Raw genomic sequence first — 16,603 nt, forward strand, 5'->3', positions numbered from 1 at the left:
TGACTTGATTAATTTTTTGATTTTGTTTAAAATCCATTATGGAGTCCTCCTTGGTTAACAAATTAGGGGTCAATTTCTGCAGATCTTGACACCCCGTATCATACCAAGAGGGCTCTTTTTTGTTCAAGTCCCCGAAAATCCTTCTAACAGGAATGCTCCTTTCATCAATAGAATATCAGGAATTGATTGTTTCCATCCGACTTTATGTGCACCATTTTGTCGGTTAATGGTGTCTTTTACTATCCTAGTAAATATGCCCTTTTATACATTTCCGTATTAATCTATTACTAGATTGTGATAACAACCTTCCCCTGTGAATGTCCTTCTTCAATCAGCTTTTTCAACACGGTTAAATCTTCTTGCCTTGGTCTTTGTAAAAAGGGGATGAATTTCTTTTTTCCAGTCATCGAGTACCAGGATCCTATTATCATGTTTTGATACATTTGGCTTTCTGCGCCACCTACTGCCTCTACGATCCAGCCATGTACCCGCCAGGAATTAGGTGTTTCGGTTTCCTTAGTCCAAATGTCAATCGGACTGGCAGTGGTTTCCCTCTTAATACTATAATTTGAGCGATGATGCATGAACCCTCACTAGCACTTGATTTCCCTTAGGTGTGGGAATTGGACCTCACATAGTTTCAGGTTTTGCCAAGCCCAAAAATATCCTTATTTTACCTAGGACTCATTATGGGTAAAATAAGGATAATCTCTCTTGTAAACGCGATAAGACTTCTTTTGGCATTTTCCTGACCTTGATATCCTCACCGAGGAAAAGGAGCCAATTGGTTAGTTCGGTTACTTCATCTGTATGATGTACATTGATAGGAGCCTTAAGAATGGCAGTCGTTTGAAAAGGATCCATATAGGAAATCGAAAATTTTAAAGGATGGTATTTTTTGAACTGGGAAATTGCCCTTGGACCAAGTTCAAGGACAAAGTTCATGTTTTCTTCATGCGTCCTTAGTTTTTCTAAAATTTTCTTTTCACTAACTCTTTCTTCCGGAGTGTATGGTTTTACATGTGTGAGTTGGTCGACAGGAATAATCTTTTTCTTCGCTTCCTTTAGATCAAATCCTTCAATGAGCCATACGCTTTTTTCACGATAAAGGTGCAAGAGATAAATTTCATAGGACTTCATCTCATTCTCTTCTTCAATGGAAATTGCCAAAAATCTATCCATAAGTAGAATTTGGATGAGTTTTTCTAACATCGGATGTGGAAGGTCTGATAGATCAAGGAGGTCAGGATTATTCGGGTTGGTCCCTTCAAATAGGAGAATTTGATTTAACAGAATAAGGTCATCTTGCTGACTTTCTGAGATGAGGCCTAGTAATTTTTCAGCTAAAGACTGACGGCTCTTCAGATATGGAAGTTGTAGATTTCTTGTCGCCATAAACGCGATAAAAAGTGCTTTAACCTCTTCATTCGTAAAGCGAACCTCAGGCAGGACAGAGTTATGCATGACAAAATAACCACCATCCCTGCCTACTTCAGCGACAAGCGGCATCCCCATGGCCTCAATTTCTCGGATATCCCGAATGGCTGTGGAACGGGAGATGTTAAATTCTCTCATGATTTCAGAAATGGTAAAATGGGAGCGGTTGTTGATATACCGCATGATGATATTAATTCGTTCAACTTTTTTCATGGCGACTCCTAAACAGTATCATTTTTTGACATGGTTTAAGGCTATTATAAACATATCAAGTGAAAAGAGAAATCATTTGAATGACTTTTAGAAAAGGAAGGTTTTGAAGATGGCAGATTATACAATTGAAGAAAAAGACAGTTTTATCGTTTTAGGGATTGGTACTGAGCTCAAGAGCGACTACAGAGACTATGCTGGCATCAACAAGGAAAAGGCTGATTTTTGGCAAGCTGTTACAGAAGATGGAAGACTTGATGCTTTAAAAGCCCTCGCCACAAATGACTACATTTTTGCAGTGAACGAAGCGGTAAATAACAAGATGATGCATTATGCTGGCGTTATGACAGAAGAAACATTACCTGAAACAACCAGAGTGATCCAGTTTCCAAAGGGTCCATATCTAGTTGTCAAAGGTGAAGCAAAAACGTCTGAAGAGTTAAGTCAAACACTTACTGGCATAGCCTTTGGTCAAGCTTTGGGAGAAGCAACCGATTATGCATATGTCGGTGGGCCAAATACTACAGTTGAGATGGGGCAACTTGATGGCAACGTATATGGTGAAATGTGGATTCCTGTTGTTAAGAAATAATTGGAGTGATGAACTTGTCCTATATCGTTGATTTTAAAAATGTGTCTACAGTTGGTTTGGAGTCATCACCTGTAGCTGATGCACTTGCTGGTTTACGAGCACATGAAGCCCGTTACTTTATGAACAAATATAAGCATGAATTTACACTTGTACCAGCTAGCGAAAGTCAGGAGACCCTTGACTATGTGAACCGGGTGTTGAAAGAAGAACGTGACATTGAGTTTGCGGCCAAACCTTTAGAAACATCTCGTTTTCAAGTTGAAAATATCAACTGGACCTATGTCTTCTATGAAGATGGTCTTAGTGTCAATTTGTTGTATACGATTGACGATCCTAAGAAGCGTGCCGTTGGGTTTAAGCTTTCTGAGGGGATGGAGATTCCAAAGGAGTTAGAAGGAAAGTTTAAGTTTGCCAGACAGAAGTCTAAACTAGCTGGAACGATCCGAGGCTCGTATTTTGTCATAAAAGGTGAATATTAAAGTTAGTACATGCAGCACTTCTCTTTTAAGTCGAGGGTGCTGTTTTTTTGTGGGAAACTCTGCAAAAGTCCGCTAGTTTGTTACAAGATTTCAAACATAATTATGAAGTATTTGTGAATCCTTTCACAATTCCACCTTCACGATACCAAATGGAGATATACTGTAAGTGAGTTAAAAAATATCTTCCAAGGAAGGTGCAATGGTAATGAAAGGTACAGCATTATTAATCAATAAGGATCATTTTGTTACTGTATTAGAAAACGTTGAACATGATGTGTTTGAAGATCTGTAAGTCTCGAAGATTCTAAAAATATACAATGTACCATTAACGACAAAGAAATCCACTTTGATCCCTTTGATAAAGTTGTTTGGTATGAAGAAACAATTGACTGGGAGTACGGTTATTAATTGATTAGCAAAGATTCATCCATTAACATTGGCTTGCTGTAAATAAGTTTACTGCAAGCTATTTTTTTACAGATTATTATCTATTCGACAACACCAGGTGACATTATCCTAAAAAATATTGGATATCTATTCCTCCATTTCCACATTAATCTACAAACCTAGACAATTCTAATGTATAATGATTTAGTAGAATGATAGTTTTTGTGAGGAGGTTCAAAAGTTGGGTAATAAGAAAATATATATGTCCGTTACTACGGCTGCATTCATTGCCGCTTCCCTATATGGTGCGGGTGAAACTGAAGCAGCAAGTACATACAAAGTTCAGACTGGTGATTCACTGTGGAAGATTGCTCAAAAGCATAATATTACTGTTACACAATTGAAGTCCTTAAACAAGTTAACAAGTGATCTGATTTTTCCAAATCAAGTCCTTCAAACAGAAATAAATGCTACAAACAATACACCAAGCAACAATCCGCCAACGACGAATGTAAAAGAAAACCAAAATACAAGCCCAAGTCCTAGCCCAGCAAAGGCAACTACATACACGGTAAAATCTGGTGATACACTCAGTGGGATTGCAGCCAAACATAGGATTTCGCTTACTGACTTAATGAAGTGGAACAACTTAAATTCAACTCTGATATTCCCAGGAAATGTGTTTGTTGTGAGTCAAGCTACAACAACGGAGAAGCCAACCAACACGACACCTCCGAAAACAGAGCAACCAGTTAACACAACTCCTGAAAAAACGGAGAAGCCTCAAGAAGAAAAGGTGCAATCGGCTACTGTTTATACTGTTAAATCAGGCGACACCTTGTCACGAATTGCACTAGAATATAAAGTGACAGTGGCCAACCTTAAAAGCTGGAACAATTTGAAATCAGATATGATCTATATTGGTCAAAAGCTTACGATTGGGGATGGCGCTAAAGCAGAAGCTCCAAAAGTGGAAACCCCACCAAGTTCGATTAGCTACAATGTCGATCAGTTGATTCAAGTAGCGAAAAGCCAACTAGGAGCAGGCTACGCATGGGGCGGATCTACACCTAATGGCTTTGACTGTAGTGGGTTCATTTACTATGCATATAAGGAAGCTGGTTTAAACACCAATCGCTATTCAAGCGAAGGCTACCATATGCGCTCCTACTATGTAAATACACCTAGTGTGGGCGACCTAGTATTCTTCCAAGGCACCTATAAAGCTGGTATTTCTCATATGGGGATCTATATTGGAAATAATGAATTTATTCATGCGTCAAATGACGGAGTTGTCATTTCGAATATAAATGACTCTTATTGGAAAAAGCATTTTGAAGGGTTTAAGAGATTTTATTAATAGATTGTAACGGGTGAGGAAGTTAGTCCTGAGGGATTGACTTCTTTTTTTGTGTTTGGAAAAGATTATTTCCCCTTGTTATCGCCTTTCTTAATTTTCTTTGAAAATGTCGTTGACTATTCAGTTGAACTGTATTATCTTATTATTAAGTTGAACTATATAGTCAAACTGAATAGAGGGTGAAGAGATGAAACATAAATTATTACCGTTGTCTGAAACCATGCATTATATTTTATTAGCTCTACGTGAACCACTCCATGGCTATGCCGTCATGCAGAAGATTGAACAGATAAGTAACGGTACTGTTATTTTAGCAGCTGGTACATTATACGGTGCAATTGAAAACTTGAATAAGCATGGATGGATTGAACCTGTTGGCGAGTCAGGTCGGAGAAAAGTTTACATGATCACTGCAGAAGGAAGAGCCATTTTAAAAATCGAACAAGACAGGTTATTGCATATTTTATCCCTGTACGAAGGAAGTGAATCGAATGAAGAAATTTAAGCTATTTTTTGATATTGAAAAAGAGGAACAATGGCTGAACGAGCAATTACAAAAAGGCTATCGTTGCACAAATATTAGTGGATTGGGAATATACACTTTCGAAAAAACACAAAAAAGATATGTGATCCGACTGGATTATCAAGATTATTTATCAAAGAAAAAGCTCGAAGATTACAAAGGAATCTATGAAGACTTCGGTTGGACTTATATAAATGGCCCCTGGCTTAGTGGTATTCGCTATTGGCAAAAAGAAGCTGATGATCAAAATGAAATCTTCTCGGATCGCCAATCAAGGAGTAATTATTATAAAAGATTAATGGGTTATTCATTTTGGTTGGGGGCGATTATGCTGTCTTTAGCCTTTTCTTTTATGACTGATAAGGATTCAGAATTATATCATGAAGGTCTTTGGAGTTTGCAAGGTTCATTATTTTGGAAGGCATTTTTATTTGAAACTCCATTTGCCCTTTTGAAGTTGTCTCCATTTTTTCTGGTTATTATTTTTAGTAGCAGCTACTATAAAGCTTATCGAAAGTATTCAACGTTAAATGAAAAATAAGGCGTTGTGATTATAAGTCGTACTCTTTGATGTACTCACATAAAAAAAAACTACGACAGCAGTGGATTTCACAATAGAAATTACACTGCTTTTCACATTTCCTTGAGTAATCTATGGTAAAATTAGGAAGGATACTATGCACTAAAGAGGAGCGATAGAGGAAAACTCACTTGCTGGAATGACAGACAGTTTGAACCTAAAGTAGATGAAGGGAGTATAAAAATTTTGAAAAAACTTGTACATTCCGAGTGGAAATTAAGTGTAATGGCTCTACAGGCACTTCTTGGGACTTTTATTGCCATCTTTGTCGTTCAACGTGAACTGAACTTAACATTTGCGATAGGCTATTTGATAGTTTTTGCAGTAGTGGTGGCTGGTAATGCGATTTACGTGCTCTATAAGAGAAAGAAAAACAACGGGAGGGGAAACGAGAATCAAAACCACGAATAGGTCTGCATCGAATATAAAAAAGCCTCTTCAAAAACTTGAAGAGACCCTCGAACTTATAATTTATTTAAAATTTCTTTAATGAATGCTGGCTCGTCCTTAGGTGTACGAGACGTGATAATATTTCCATCAACCACTACCTCTTGGTCTAAATAGGTTGATCCAGCGTTCTTCAAATCATCTCGGATTCCAATATAAGAAGTGGCCTGTACCCCGTTTAGGATATCTGCACTAATCATTACTTGTGGGCCATGACAAATACCTGCAATCACTTTACCTTGTTCATTTGCTTGCTTTACAAATTGAACGACTTCATCATTGACGCGAAGTGCCTCTGGAGCACCGCCACCAGGAATAATCACCGCATCATAATCATCAGCATTCGCTTCACTTATAGAAAGTTCAGACGTATAAGATACTGTTCCCTTCTTTCCTTTAAGCTCAGCACCCTTTTCAATTCCAACAATAACAGTTTTGTGACCCGCTTCATTCATTGCATCATAAGGGTTCTTCATTTCTGAATCTTCATAGCCATTTGCCAGTAAAAAGCATACATTTGCCATCTAAATCCCCTCCTATGTAATTTGAATACACTTATATAGTAATGGATTCATCTTGGTACTTCAAACAAAGTGATACCACATTTCTCCTCATTGTAGTTTTTCATTAATTTAACCTTCATACAATACATGACCAAGTATTATGAAAAACTAACGGTTGGCCGATTAATCACATACAGGAATGAATGCAGTCGCCATTAACTGTTACGAGATTCCTTTATAACACATTGAAGATGGTTTCATACAAAATAAAGGAATGAATCTTTTTGTACTATCATCTATTTACTTTTAACTCAACTTCTTTTTTCCAATGCTGGATACCGGCATTTAGACGCTTGGCTTGGTATCCTTTGGAAACCAGATATTGAACAACTTCTGTAGCATAGACGCAATAAAAGCCCCTACAATATACAATAATTTCTCTATCCTTCGGAAGTTCAGTAACATGGTCCTTAAATGAATCATATGGAATTGAAACCGCACCTTCAATATGAGCTGCATTATACTCGGTTTCTGGCCTAACATCGATGACCAACATTTCTTTACTGTTATATTTTTCTAAAAATTCCCATATTTCCAAACTCTCTATTTCATCTGACCTTACAATATAATCCATGCGCATTTGGCGCACTTCATCAAAGCGGTCTTCTGTTACCTTTTGTAGGGATTGCACTAATTCACATACTTTCGTATTCCCCAATGAATAGACCATGAAGTTTCCTCGTCTTCGAAATTTCACTAGTTTTACATCTAATAAAACCTGTAAATGCTGCGATGTATTGGCGATGCTCATCTCTGTTTCATTAGACAATGCCTCGACTGTTTTTGGCCCTTGCGTCAACAAGTCCAATAGCTCCATGCGTTTCGGACTTGTTAACGCCTTACCCACTTTAGAAAAATAATAATAGATTGTCTCATTAAATTCCCTTTTATCCATAATAACCTCCTAAATGTATCCCCCCGTTCTAATATATTTATTACGAATGAACCTTCTTTATTACTAGTTTAATAGAAAATCTTTAATATTATCATTTTTTCATTTTGAATCTATCACAAGAAGCCCAAAAAATCATTGTTTCGCGAAAATGGTCGTTCCAAATAAATGTCAGTAAAAATGTTAATAAACATTAATTCTCATTAACTTACTCAAAAAAACGGCTTACTCTATTTGAGCGTAGAATTTCCTCGTAATTTTTAGAGCAATAGTGTTTCTTTAATAATGATAACGATTTTTTTCCATTACTTTGGTGCCCCAACTCCTTCCTGACCAACTATTGTAACCCTAGTTTTTATCCAATGTAATCGGTACATCGATAGGAACCCAAGAATCGGTCCAGGTAATAGAATCAAAAAGGTATATTTCCAGCCAATAAATGATTCTATTAAGGGGACTAGAAAAATAACAATAATTGTAAGGATATACCCTAGGGCCAATTGAACAGTTAGAGATGAACCAACATAACGCTGGTCGGAATGCTCGGTGATAAGAGCTGAAAACTGAGCTGAGTCTGCAATAATGCTCACCCCCCAGATGATACCCAATATGGCCATAATCCATGGCGAACTACCGAAGAAAAATCCAATTAGTAGTGTGATTGTTCCGGAAACCCCTAATGACCATAATGTCACCTTTTCCCGGCCAATTCGATCGGCAAAAACACCTCCAAACCAAGCACCAAAAAAACCCGAGCCAATCACAACAAATGTTACCATTGAAGCTGGTGAGGAAAAATGACTCATCCCACTTGCTTTAAAGCTCTCAGCTAAAAACAATCCAAACCAGGACCACATTGCGTAAAGCTCCCACATATGGCCAAAGTAACCGAAGTTTGCAAGGCGTACCTTATGATTTTTGAAAGCACGTAAAATAGCTTTTGGATCAAAATTACCTGGGGGCAGTGGGTAAGGTCCTATCTTCACAAAAAGGATTAAGATTCCGGATAAAATGGAACATAAACCCGTTATCGTTAAAACCAACTCCCATGAAGAAATTCCAATTCCTTTGAATAAATGGGGGCCAGCCGAGCCAATCGTAAGTGCACCTACGACCAGCCCCAACGCCGTCCCCCTTCTGAGTCGAAACCAAGTGGAGACAAGTTTCAGACCCGGTCCGTATACACCTGACAAGGAAATTCCGGTGATGAAACGGAAAATCAATGCAACTATCAAACTATTTGCGAGTATAGCTGTTAAAATGGTTGAGACTCCCGCTAGCACTGCCGACCAAAAGAATAAAATATGAGGCTGGATGCGATCCGGTAGATTCATAAATGCCGATACGAGAGACCCGACAATAAACCCTAAATTGACCATGATGGTAATATAGCTTACCTCATTGCTGTTTAAGACCCATAACTCCATTAAAGTTGGTAAAACCGCCGTCATCGAAAACCAAGTTGTCATTGTGCCAAGCATGGCTAGTGATAACAACAGTAACTTATTAGTGTGACTTTTTCCGTATTCGAAAGATTCGTTCTTACCCATCCAATGCAGCAGTATACGTGACCGCCGTACCTTCTAGGCATATTTCATCATTTTGATTACGTACCGTCGTTTTGATTTTACATATTGGCTTATCATCCCGTACCTCAAGTATCTCAACTTTCCCCGTAATCGTATCTCCTACATAGACTGGCTTTTTAAAATCCCATTGTACGGTTAAAAAGACAGACCCTGGACCGGGGAGATTCTCAGCAACAATTGCATTTAAAATACCGGTTGTCACGCCCCCTTGTACAATCAACCCGCCGAATCGTGAAGCTTCAGCTGCCTTTTTGTCAGTATGAAGTGGATTTCGGTCACCCGTCATCGCACTAAAAAGTTCAATATCTGCTAAACTAATTTCCTTAACAATTTCTGAGTATTCTCCTACTTTAGGTTGATCAAAACGGCATTTCTTCCACCCATTTATGTTCTTCGCTTCGCTCATCTCAAAACACTCCTCCTGAAAAATTGTTAAACTTCGATCAGAATAGCCATTCCTTGACCTCCGCCACCACAGAGAGTTGCGATTCCACGTCCTCCACCTCGGCGTTTTAATTCATACGCTAATGTAAGTAAAAGACGGAAACCACTACCTGCAAGTGGATGCCCAACTGAAATCGCACCACCATTGACATTGACCACATCCATCGGCAGACCTAATTTCCTTTGACTTGCTATTACCACTCCTGCGAAGGCTTCGTTAATTTCAAATAAATCGATATCAGAGAGCTTTAATCCCGTACGATTGAGCAATACTTGAATCGCATTAGCCGGTTGAAGATGTAACGAAGTATCAGGACCTGACACAGTTGCCCAATCTATTATTGTCGCTAGCGGTTTGACTCCGATTTTCTCAGAGATTTCTAGAGTTGTAACAATGCCTGCACTTGCGCCATCTGACATTTGGCTGGCATTTCCAGCTGTGATTGTGCCTTTGGCTTCGATTGGTCTCAGTTTGGCTAATTTTTCAAACGTTGTCCCTGGCCTGACTCCTTCGTCTTTTTGTAGAAGATCTTCAACTGCCACAATTTCGTCTTCAAATAGTCCTTTTTCCCGCCCATTTGTTGCACGCGTTTGAGAAGTTTCGGCATAGCGGTCTTGTTCTTCTCTCGTAATATTCAACTCAGCATTTGATTTTTCGGCAATCCCAAGCATCGACTGGTCTGAAAGTGAGCACCAAAGTCCGTCATTCAATGTATCGTAAAAGGAGACATTCCCCATCTTTTGTTGGTGGCGAATCACAGATGTGTGTGGAGCATTTGTCATCGACTCAAAACCGCCGACAATGTAGGTTTCCCCTTCTCCTCTCTCAATTCTCCGTACCGCATCGGCTACTGTCGCTAACCCTGCAAGACAGACACTATTTAATGTGATCGCCGGGATTGTTAAATCTAAGCCTGACTTTACAGCCACTTGTCGGGCTGGATTTTGTCCTTGCCCCGCTTGAATGACTTGAGCCAGGATGACCTCATCAACTTTTACCTCGGGCACTCGCTCGAGAAGCTTTGTGACAACGGTCGCACCAAGGTCTACCGCTGTTTTTTCAGATAAAGCCCCCATAAATCGACCAATTGGAGTTCGACAGCCATCAAGTAAAACTGCTTTTTTCATGGAATACCACCCCTCAGTTTTTAAAAAAAGGTAACCAATGCTCACCACATTTTTGAAAATAAACCTGTAGTGGTAAGCCGATTGCAAGGTTTTGCGGATCATCATCAATTATTAAATGACTCAGCATTGTCGGTCCTTCCTCTAACTCTACTAATCCGACCATATATGGAGTTGCAATGTTCCACCCAGGGTGTCCAGGTTTATGCACGATCGACCAGGTCTTTAATCGTCCTCTCCCAGACGCCTTTTTCCAGCTTAGATTTTCACTCCAACAATATGGGCAGTGCGAGCGAGGGTAAAAAACAAACTCCTTACAGTCTGAGCATTTTTGTAAAATGAATTCCTTCCTTGCAACAGCTTTCCAAAATGGCTCTGAAACTGGTGTTACTGTTGGTCCCGGAACCAATAAGCTTTGATACTCTACCGTCATGTTTTAAGCCCCCAATACTAAAGCCGTAATTTCACTCATTGTGGCACCGTTTCCTGTCACTAATGCAAGTCGTGCATTTGGAATTTGTCGCCCATGGGCCTCGTGTCTAAGCTGACGAACCGCTTCAATAATATGTGACATCCCTCCTGCTAAATCCGCTTGACCAAAACCAAGCTGTCCTCCATGTGTGTTTAATGGAAAATTTCCATTATGATCAAACGATTGATCTTTCATCCACTCGCCAAATTGTCCAGGCCCACAAAGCCCTGCATTTTCAATTTGATTCGCGACGACGCTTGTGTAGCAATCATATAAAGACAGTAAATCTATTTCCTTAACATCCACCTTTGCCTGCTGTAATGCTTGAGCAATCGCAAATTTAAAAGGTGACTCCGCTAGCGGCGGTGACTGGCTAACTGCACGATGCGTTAATTTTTCACCAGCTCCATACAGATAAACTGGAGGTTTGGGCAATTTCTTTGCCGATTCAATAGATGTCACAACAAACGCGGCTCCCCCGGCAACTGGCATGACAATTTCAAACAAATGAAGTGGATCAACAATTATCGGTGAACTTAAAATGTCTTCTACAGTTGCTGGTTTTCCGTAAAAAATGGCTTGCGGGTTGTTTTGTGCATTATGGCGAGCCCAGTAAGCAATTTGTGCAAATTGTTCCTGTGTAGAGCCATACTCTGCCATATGACGTTGCTTTAGTAATGCATAGGACGTATTTGCACCTGAAGCGCCAAATGGAACATCAAATTCACGAATTGGATTTCGGTTTGGCGACCTTGGACCTGTTTTCACTCTTTCATTTGTATTTGCAAGCACACAGACAACGGTTTCACACATGCCCATACGAATCGCTGCAGCTGCCCGCCAAAGCATTCCAGCTCCTGTTGCACCACCAAGATCAACTACATTTGACATTCTTGGCTTGATTCCTAAGTACTCGACTACAGTAGCCGGGACATGCTGGGGTGTTTCACCCACTTGTGGTCCAACTAATAACCCGTCGATTGCATCTTTTTCAAGTCCAGCATCTTCAACCGCCAGTTTTACAGTTTCAGCAATCATCCCCAAAGTGGTCTTACCTTCTGTGTACCTAACAGGCTTTATCTCCCCAATTCCAACAACTGCTGCGAGTGGTTCACGTTTTTTCAATATCATAAAAATTCCCTCACAGATAGATTTTCATATTCACTTAAACAACCTGGATTAATGATTGATCCTTTATTTTTTACAGGTTTCCCTGCAACAACCGAACGAACCGCCCCTTCTACCTTCTTTCCATTTAAGGTATACGGGATTTCCTGTACTTGATAAATTCGTTTTGGGACATGTCTTGGAGATGCCTTCATACGTATATCTTGACGAAGTTGTTTAACAAACTCTGAAGTCAACTTTTCCTCCATAACAAGACATAAGACTACCTCTTCATCTCCATCAATTTTCATTCCAAACACGATGGAATCTTGAATTTCAGAGAATTGATCGATAACACGATAGATTTCTGCAGTACCTATTCGTACACCGCCAGGCTTTAAGGTTGTATCCGTTCGGCCATAAATAATTACCGTTTCATCAATCGTTTGTTCTGCTAAATCACCATGAACCCATATTCCGTCCCGTTCTGAAAAATACGTATCGAAATAGCGTTCGTCTCCACCCTCTCCCCAGAAGGTAATCGGCATACTTGGAAATGGCTCAGTACAAACCAAATCTCCTTTTTGATGTAGAACAGATGCACCGCGTTCATCCAAGACATCAACTGCCATTCCAAGCGTTTTACATGTAATTTCTCCCTTGCGAACGGGATGAATCGGTGAGCCCATAACAAAACATCCTAATATTTCAGTTCCACCAGAACACGAGGCAAACAACATATCTTTTTTAATATTTTCATAAACCCATTCAAAATGTTCAGGTGAAACAGGTGCTCCAGCGGAAAACACACTACGTAAACGACTCATGTCGTGTAAGTTTTGGACATCATAGGAATTCTTCATCAATATGTCTAAAAACTTTGGACTTAATCCGAAATGGTTTATACCGACCCCTTCCGCAATTCTCCACAGAAATCCTAGATCATCCTTAAGAACGGCTGCACCGTCATAGAGTAAGAGAGTTGCCTCACTAGCCAGCCCAGAAACCAACCAATGGTACATCATCCAAGCACTGTTGGTATACCAAAACATCACATCTCCAGGCTTCACATCACAGTGCAATTGATGCTCGGTAACATGCTTCAGTAACGAGCCACCTACCGAGTGGACAATTGCTTTTGGTAGTCCCGTTGTACCAGATGAATAAAGAATATAGAGTGGGGAATCAAACTCAACCCGTTCAAACTTTGGTACCGTTGCATCATTTTGAGTTAACTCACTCCAATTGACAACGTTTACAATATTTTCTTTAGGCAAAAATTGGGCAGCTTCTAGTGTCACAATGGTAGAAACCCCATCCATCATCTCCAATACTTCTTGAATCTTTTCATTAAGATCAAATGTTTTACGATTATATTGGTAGCTTAAAGAAGCAATAAGGACCTTCGGCTTCACCTGTCCTATACGATCCACAATTCCTTGAGGACCAAAATCAGGTGAGCATGTCGTCCAAACAGCTCCTATAGAGGCAGTAGCCAGTAAACTAACAAGCCCTTCAATTCCGTTCGTGACAATTCCTGCAACTCGGTCTCCTTTCGAAACACCAAGTGAACGTAAGCCTGTTTGCGCTTTTGCAACCATGGTACGAAGCTGTTCCATTGTTAAAGCGCGGGTCACCCCATCCTCTGTTGCTTCAATGATTGCTTGACGTTTTCCATCTCCTCTTAGAAGATTTTCTGCAAAATTTAGTTTTGCCTGTGGAAACCATTTCGTTCCTAACATTTTTCCATCATCAGGTTGAATGAGAATGTCATCCCCTTTTTCCCCAATTATGTCTGTATAATCCCAAATCGCTGACCAAAATTCTTTTGGATTTGCGAACGACCACTTGTGTAAACGGTCATACTTAATCGGCCACATCCATACTCGCTTCGCAAATTCCGTCAAATTCGCATTTCTAATCCATTCATCACTAGGCTCCCAAAGAATGGTAGACTCATTTTTCACATTTTCTAAAATCATCACGTACCTCCTTGTTAGATTACTATTCAGTTCATGTATTTACTTGGTTTTGTCAATTATTAAATCATTCAATTGAATAGTTGTGTTATTACATTATTAGAGGAACTATTGATTTATGCTTAAGCTTAAAAAGTTTGATTCGGAAAATTTCAAAAATTACATTTCTTATCGATAGCTAGAGAAGGTGTTGCGATTACCAAAATTGAACGGGTGAAATATTCATAAGTAAAGTTTTAAGGAAAGTCTTTATTTCTACCCGTTTTTTAATCTTGTATTTGCCATCTTCAAAAGTTGGAATTTTTGAAATTAACTGACATATAAATTAATCAATCATTTAATTGAATAATTTAATAAGAGATTTGGATTCTAATGTCACTGTAAATCTCCCCCTCGTTATCCACTAAATCTACACCTTTAAATTTTAAAATCTTTTATTAAAGATAGAAGGAGGAAGAATAAATGATCAAAATGGAAGAGTGACTCTCTACGAGATCTTAAAATTGATTTGGCATTGGGGTGTCATTAATAAATGAGGAAGTATGATTTCCTTTTTTAAAAACAAAACTGTTAAATTATCAAAAAACTGCGTAGTAGTTTTTTACTTTTGTACAAATGAGTTCAATGAATCAATAACAAAGTACAAGGAGGTTAAATTATGACAAAAGAAAAAAGTAGCGGTTTTTCTAAGGATCAAAAGAAAGTTGCAATAGCCAGCTTCATGGGTACTACTATCGAATGGTATGATTTTTATCTTTACGGAACAGCAGCTGCACTAGTTTTCCCTTTACTATTTTTCCCAAATCTAGATCCATTAGTTGGAACAATGGCTGCCTTTGGCTCTTACGCTGCTGGATTTATCGCTCGTCCACTAGGAAGTATGATATTTGGACATTTTGGAGACAGAGTCGGACGAAAAAAAATGCTAACCATTTCTCTCTTACTGATGGGGGTAGCCACAACCTTAATGGGAGTACTACCAACCTATAATTCGGTTGGAATATTAGCTCCATTATTAATTAGTCTATTACGTATTATTCAGGGGTTTGCAGTGGGAGGAGAGTGGGGATCAGCGGTTGTAATGTCTGTCGAGCATGCTCCACCTAATAAAAGAGGACTTTTTGGAAGTTTTCCTCAAATGGGGGTACCTGCCGGGTTACTTTTATCAACCCTAGCGTTTTCAATCGTGTCCAACAGTATGTCAAATGAAGCATTTTTGGTTTGGGGATGGCGAATTCCATTTTTATTGAGTGCTTTACTAGTCATTATTGGCCTTTATGTTCGCTTAAAGGTAAGCGAATCACCGGTATTCCTAGAAGTAGCAACTAAAAAGCAACAAGAGAAAAATCCTGTTAAAACTGTACTTCGGGAACAAAAAAAGCCTTTGTTCCTGACGATTGGCATGAAGCTATTACAAAACGCAGTGTTTTATATCTATACCGTATTTGTCCTTAGTTATATTGCTACTACACTGAAACTAGATAACTCTGTTGGATTAAATGCAGTAATGATTTCATCCGTTATTGGATTAGCCACCCTACCACTTTGGTCGCATTTATCGGATAAGATTGGACGAAAACCAGTTTACTTATTTGGCACAATCGCTTCGACCCTGTTTGTGTTCCCTTTTTTCTGGATGATGAACACAGGATCTGTATTATTAATTACCATTGGGATTATTATCGGATTGAATATTTTACATGATGCTGTTTATGGTCCTCAAGCTGTGTATTTCTCTGAACTGTTTGGTACAAAGGTACGCCTTAGTGGTGCATCAATTGGTTACCAAATAGGAGCTATCATTGCAGGGGGCTTCTCCCCTCTTATTGCCACCTATTTACTTGCGGAATTCGATGGTCAAAGCTGGCCAATCGGCGTCTATTTAAGTGTTCTTGGAGTATTAAGTATTATATCTACTATTCTAGCTCGTGAAACTTTCCGTGATTCTCTAACTTAGATTACAGAAATATACTTTGAAATTTTATTGATTTTTTCTATTTCAAATGTTGGGGTCAAGGCTACCTTGCTTTTTTGGGTAGCCTTGTTTTTTGTTGAAGTGGGATTAACCTTTATAAGAACCTAACTTCACTTTAACACCCTCAACATCCACTACATCCACTTTCGAATTCTTAATAGCTACTCTTTTTTCTAAAAACGTTTTGGATTTAGTACTCCATTTCCTAAGATATCAAAACACAAAAAAAGCACCTATTTCCAATAAAAAAATCAAGTGCTTTAAGATTAAATATATGATACTTATTTTAGTTTAAATCTTCTAGTCTGTTTAATTTATTTGTTTTGGATTTAATCAATATATTCTACCACACCAATAAAATCCAGTTTATAACCATCTTTGTCTATAAAGTTAACAATTTCACTTTCTTTTTTGTAGTTATAGTTATAAATTAATACAATAG

At 38.8% G+C, this 16,603-nt stretch carries 17 protein-coding genes; 7 read left to right on the forward strand and 10 right to left on the reverse strand.

What is annotated here, in order from left to right; genetic code table 11:
• Positions 1-287: 287 nt before the first annotated feature.
• Together E1I69_RS21835 and E1I69_RS21840 are read right to left on the reverse strand one after the other, a co-directional pair.
• The gene (locus E1I69_RS21835) at positions 288-584 is read right to left on the reverse strand and encodes a hypothetical protein (RefSeq protein WP_136381650.1); all 297 of its coding nucleotides are present in this window, start codon (positions 582-584) and stop codon (positions 288-290) included.
• 103 nt (positions 585-687) lie between these two features.
• Positions 688-1,650 (reverse strand): helix-turn-helix transcriptional regulator, encoded by a 963-nt coding sequence (locus E1I69_RS21840; RefSeq protein ID WP_136381651.1) that lies wholly within the window; start codon positions 1,648-1,650, stop codon positions 688-690.
• A gap of 109 nt (positions 1,651-1,759) precedes the next feature.
• Between E1I69_RS21840 and E1I69_RS21845 the strand changes: the two genes are divergently transcribed.
• The 6 genes from E1I69_RS21845 to E1I69_RS21870 all read left to right on the forward strand — a co-directional run bounded on the left by E1I69_RS21845 (position 1,760) and on the right by E1I69_RS21870 (position 5,979).
• Positions 1,760-2,239 carry a GyrI-like domain-containing protein gene (locus E1I69_RS21845; protein ID WP_136381652.1) on the forward strand — a complete coding sequence of 160 codons (480 nt, stop codon included), beginning with the start codon at positions 1,760-1,762 and terminating at the stop codon, positions 2,237-2,239.
• Positions 2,240-2,253: 14 nt separating this feature from the next.
• The gene (locus E1I69_RS21850; protein WP_136381653.1) at positions 2,254-2,718 is read left to right on the forward strand and encodes a phage tail protein; all 465 of its coding nucleotides are present in this window, start codon (positions 2,254-2,256) and stop codon (positions 2,716-2,718) included.
• Between the two features lie 628 nt (positions 2,719-3,346).
• Complete coding sequence (locus E1I69_RS21855) at positions 3,347-4,465, forward strand: LysM peptidoglycan-binding domain-containing protein (RefSeq protein WP_136381654.1); 1,119 nt, start codon at positions 3,347-3,349, stop codon at positions 4,463-4,465.
• Between the two features lie 187 nt (positions 4,466-4,652).
• Complete coding sequence (locus tag E1I69_RS21860) at positions 4,653-4,970, forward strand: PadR family transcriptional regulator (protein WP_136381655.1); 318 nt, start codon at positions 4,653-4,655, stop codon at positions 4,968-4,970.
• A complete protein-coding gene (locus tag E1I69_RS21865; protein WP_136381656.1) occupies positions 4,957-5,529 on the forward strand; it encodes a DUF2812 domain-containing protein in 573 nt (190 codons plus the stop codon). Before E1I69_RS21860 ends, E1I69_RS21865 begins: the two co-directional genes overlap by 14 nt.
• Before the next feature lie 225 nt (positions 5,530-5,754).
• A complete protein-coding gene (locus tag E1I69_RS21870; RefSeq protein WP_136381657.1) occupies positions 5,755-5,979 on the forward strand; it encodes a hypothetical protein in 225 nt (74 codons plus the stop codon).
• A gap of 53 nt (positions 5,980-6,032) precedes the next feature.
• On the opposite strand, the gene E1I69_RS21875 is transcribed toward E1I69_RS21870, so the two are convergent.
• The 8 genes from E1I69_RS21875 to E1I69_RS21910 all read right to left on the reverse strand — a co-directional run bounded on the left by E1I69_RS21875 (position 6,033) and on the right by E1I69_RS21910 (position 14,189).
• The gene (locus E1I69_RS21875) at positions 6,033-6,539 is read right to left on the reverse strand and encodes a type 1 glutamine amidotransferase domain-containing protein (RefSeq protein ID WP_136381658.1); all 507 of its coding nucleotides are present in this window, start codon (positions 6,537-6,539) and stop codon (positions 6,033-6,035) included.
• Between the two features lie 271 nt (positions 6,540-6,810).
• The gene (locus tag E1I69_RS21880) at positions 6,811-7,473 is read right to left on the reverse strand and encodes a metalloregulator ArsR/SmtB family transcription factor (RefSeq protein WP_136381659.1); all 663 of its coding nucleotides are present in this window, start codon (positions 7,471-7,473) and stop codon (positions 6,811-6,813) included.
• Positions 7,474-7,775: 302 nt separating this feature from the next.
• Entirely contained in the window at positions 7,776-9,020 is a 1,245-nt protein-coding gene (locus tag E1I69_RS21885; protein WP_136381660.1) for an MFS transporter, read from the reverse strand.
• A complete protein-coding gene (locus E1I69_RS21890; protein ID WP_136381661.1) occupies positions 9,013-9,465 on the reverse strand; it encodes a MaoC family dehydratase in 453 nt (150 codons plus the stop codon). Before E1I69_RS21890 ends, E1I69_RS21885 begins: the two co-directional genes overlap by 8 nt.
• A 26-nt stretch (positions 9,466-9,491) precedes the next feature.
• Positions 9,492-10,631, reverse strand: coding sequence for an acetyl-CoA C-acyltransferase (locus E1I69_RS21895; protein ID WP_136381662.1), 1,140 nt, complete (start codon positions 10,629-10,631; stop codon positions 9,492-9,494).
• Between the two features lie 13 nt (positions 10,632-10,644).
• Positions 10,645-11,061, reverse strand: a complete 417-nt coding sequence (locus E1I69_RS21900) for a Zn-ribbon domain-containing OB-fold protein (protein ID WP_136381663.1) — start codon at positions 11,059-11,061, stop codon at positions 10,645-10,647.
• Positions 11,062-11,064: 3 nt separating this feature from the next.
• A complete protein-coding gene (locus E1I69_RS21905) occupies positions 11,065-12,231 on the reverse strand; it encodes a thiolase family protein (RefSeq protein ID WP_136381664.1) in 1,167 nt (388 codons plus the stop codon).
• On the reverse strand, positions 12,228-14,189 hold the full coding sequence (locus tag E1I69_RS21910) for an acetoacetate--CoA ligase (RefSeq protein ID WP_136381665.1): 1,962 nt from the start codon (positions 14,187-14,189) through the stop codon (positions 12,228-12,230). The genes E1I69_RS21905 and E1I69_RS21910 overlap by 4 nt, the downstream gene beginning before the upstream one ends.
• 655 nt (positions 14,190-14,844) lie before the next feature.
• On the opposite strand from E1I69_RS21910, the gene E1I69_RS21915 reads away from it, so the two are divergent.
• Complete coding sequence (locus E1I69_RS21915) at positions 14,845-16,143, forward strand: MFS transporter (RefSeq protein ID WP_136381666.1); 1,299 nt, start codon at positions 14,845-14,847, stop codon at positions 16,141-16,143.
• The last annotated feature ends 460 nt before the right edge of the window (positions 16,144-16,603 follow it).

It is taken from the genome of Bacillus timonensis (genome assembly GCF_004799755.1).
Taxonomy (GTDB): domain Bacteria; phylum Bacillota; class Bacilli; order Bacillales; family Bacillaceae_L; genus Ferdinandcohnia; species Ferdinandcohnia timonensis_A.

Bases quoted from the DNA above. Each gene is read 5' to 3' on its own strand.
- E1I69_RS21860 (WP_136381655.1), top strand. From the start codon at position 4,653: ATGAAACATAAATTATTACCGTTGTCTGAAACCATGCATTATATTTTA.
- E1I69_RS21900 (WP_136381663.1), bottom strand. From the start codon at position 11,061: ATGACGGTAGAGTATCAAAGCTTATTGGTTCCGGGACCAACAGTAACA.
- E1I69_RS21845 (WP_136381652.1), top strand. From the start codon at position 1,760: ATGGCAGATTATACAATTGAAGAAAAAGACAGTTTTATCGTTTTAGGG.
- E1I69_RS21885 (WP_136381660.1), bottom strand. From the start codon at position 9,020: ATGGGTAAGAACGAATCTTTCGAATACGGAAAAAGTCACACTAATAAG.
- E1I69_RS21840 (WP_136381651.1), bottom strand. From the start codon at position 1,650: ATGAAAAAAGTTGAACGAATTAATATCATCATGCGGTATATCAACAAC.
- E1I69_RS21835 (WP_136381650.1), bottom strand. From the start codon at position 584: ATGCATCATCGCTCAAATTATAGTATTAAGAGGGAAACCACTGCCAGT.
- E1I69_RS21880 (WP_136381659.1), bottom strand. From the start codon at position 7,473: ATGGATAAAAGGGAATTTAATGAGACAATCTATTATTATTTTTCTAAA.
- E1I69_RS21890 (WP_136381661.1), bottom strand. From the start codon at position 9,465: ATGAGCGAAGCGAAGAACATAAATGGGTGGAAGAAATGCCGTTTTGAT.
- E1I69_RS21875 (WP_136381658.1), bottom strand. From the start codon at position 6,539: ATGGCAAATGTATGCTTTTTACTGGCAAATGGCTATGAAGATTCAGAA.
- E1I69_RS21905 (WP_136381664.1), bottom strand. From the start codon at position 12,231: ATGATATTGAAAAAACGTGAACCACTCGCAGCAGTTGTTGGAATTGGG.
- E1I69_RS21865 (WP_136381656.1), top strand. From the start codon at position 4,957: ATGAAGAAATTTAAGCTATTTTTTGATATTGAAAAAGAGGAACAATGG.
- E1I69_RS21915 (WP_136381666.1), top strand. From the start codon at position 14,845: ATGACAAAAGAAAAAAGTAGCGGTTTTTCTAAGGATCAAAAGAAAGTT.
- E1I69_RS21910 (WP_136381665.1), bottom strand. From the start codon at position 14,189: ATGATTTTAGAAAATGTGAAAAATGAGTCTACCATTCTTTGGGAGCCT.
- E1I69_RS21895 (WP_136381662.1), bottom strand. From the start codon at position 10,631: ATGAAAAAAGCAGTTTTACTTGATGGCTGTCGAACTCCAATTGGTCGA.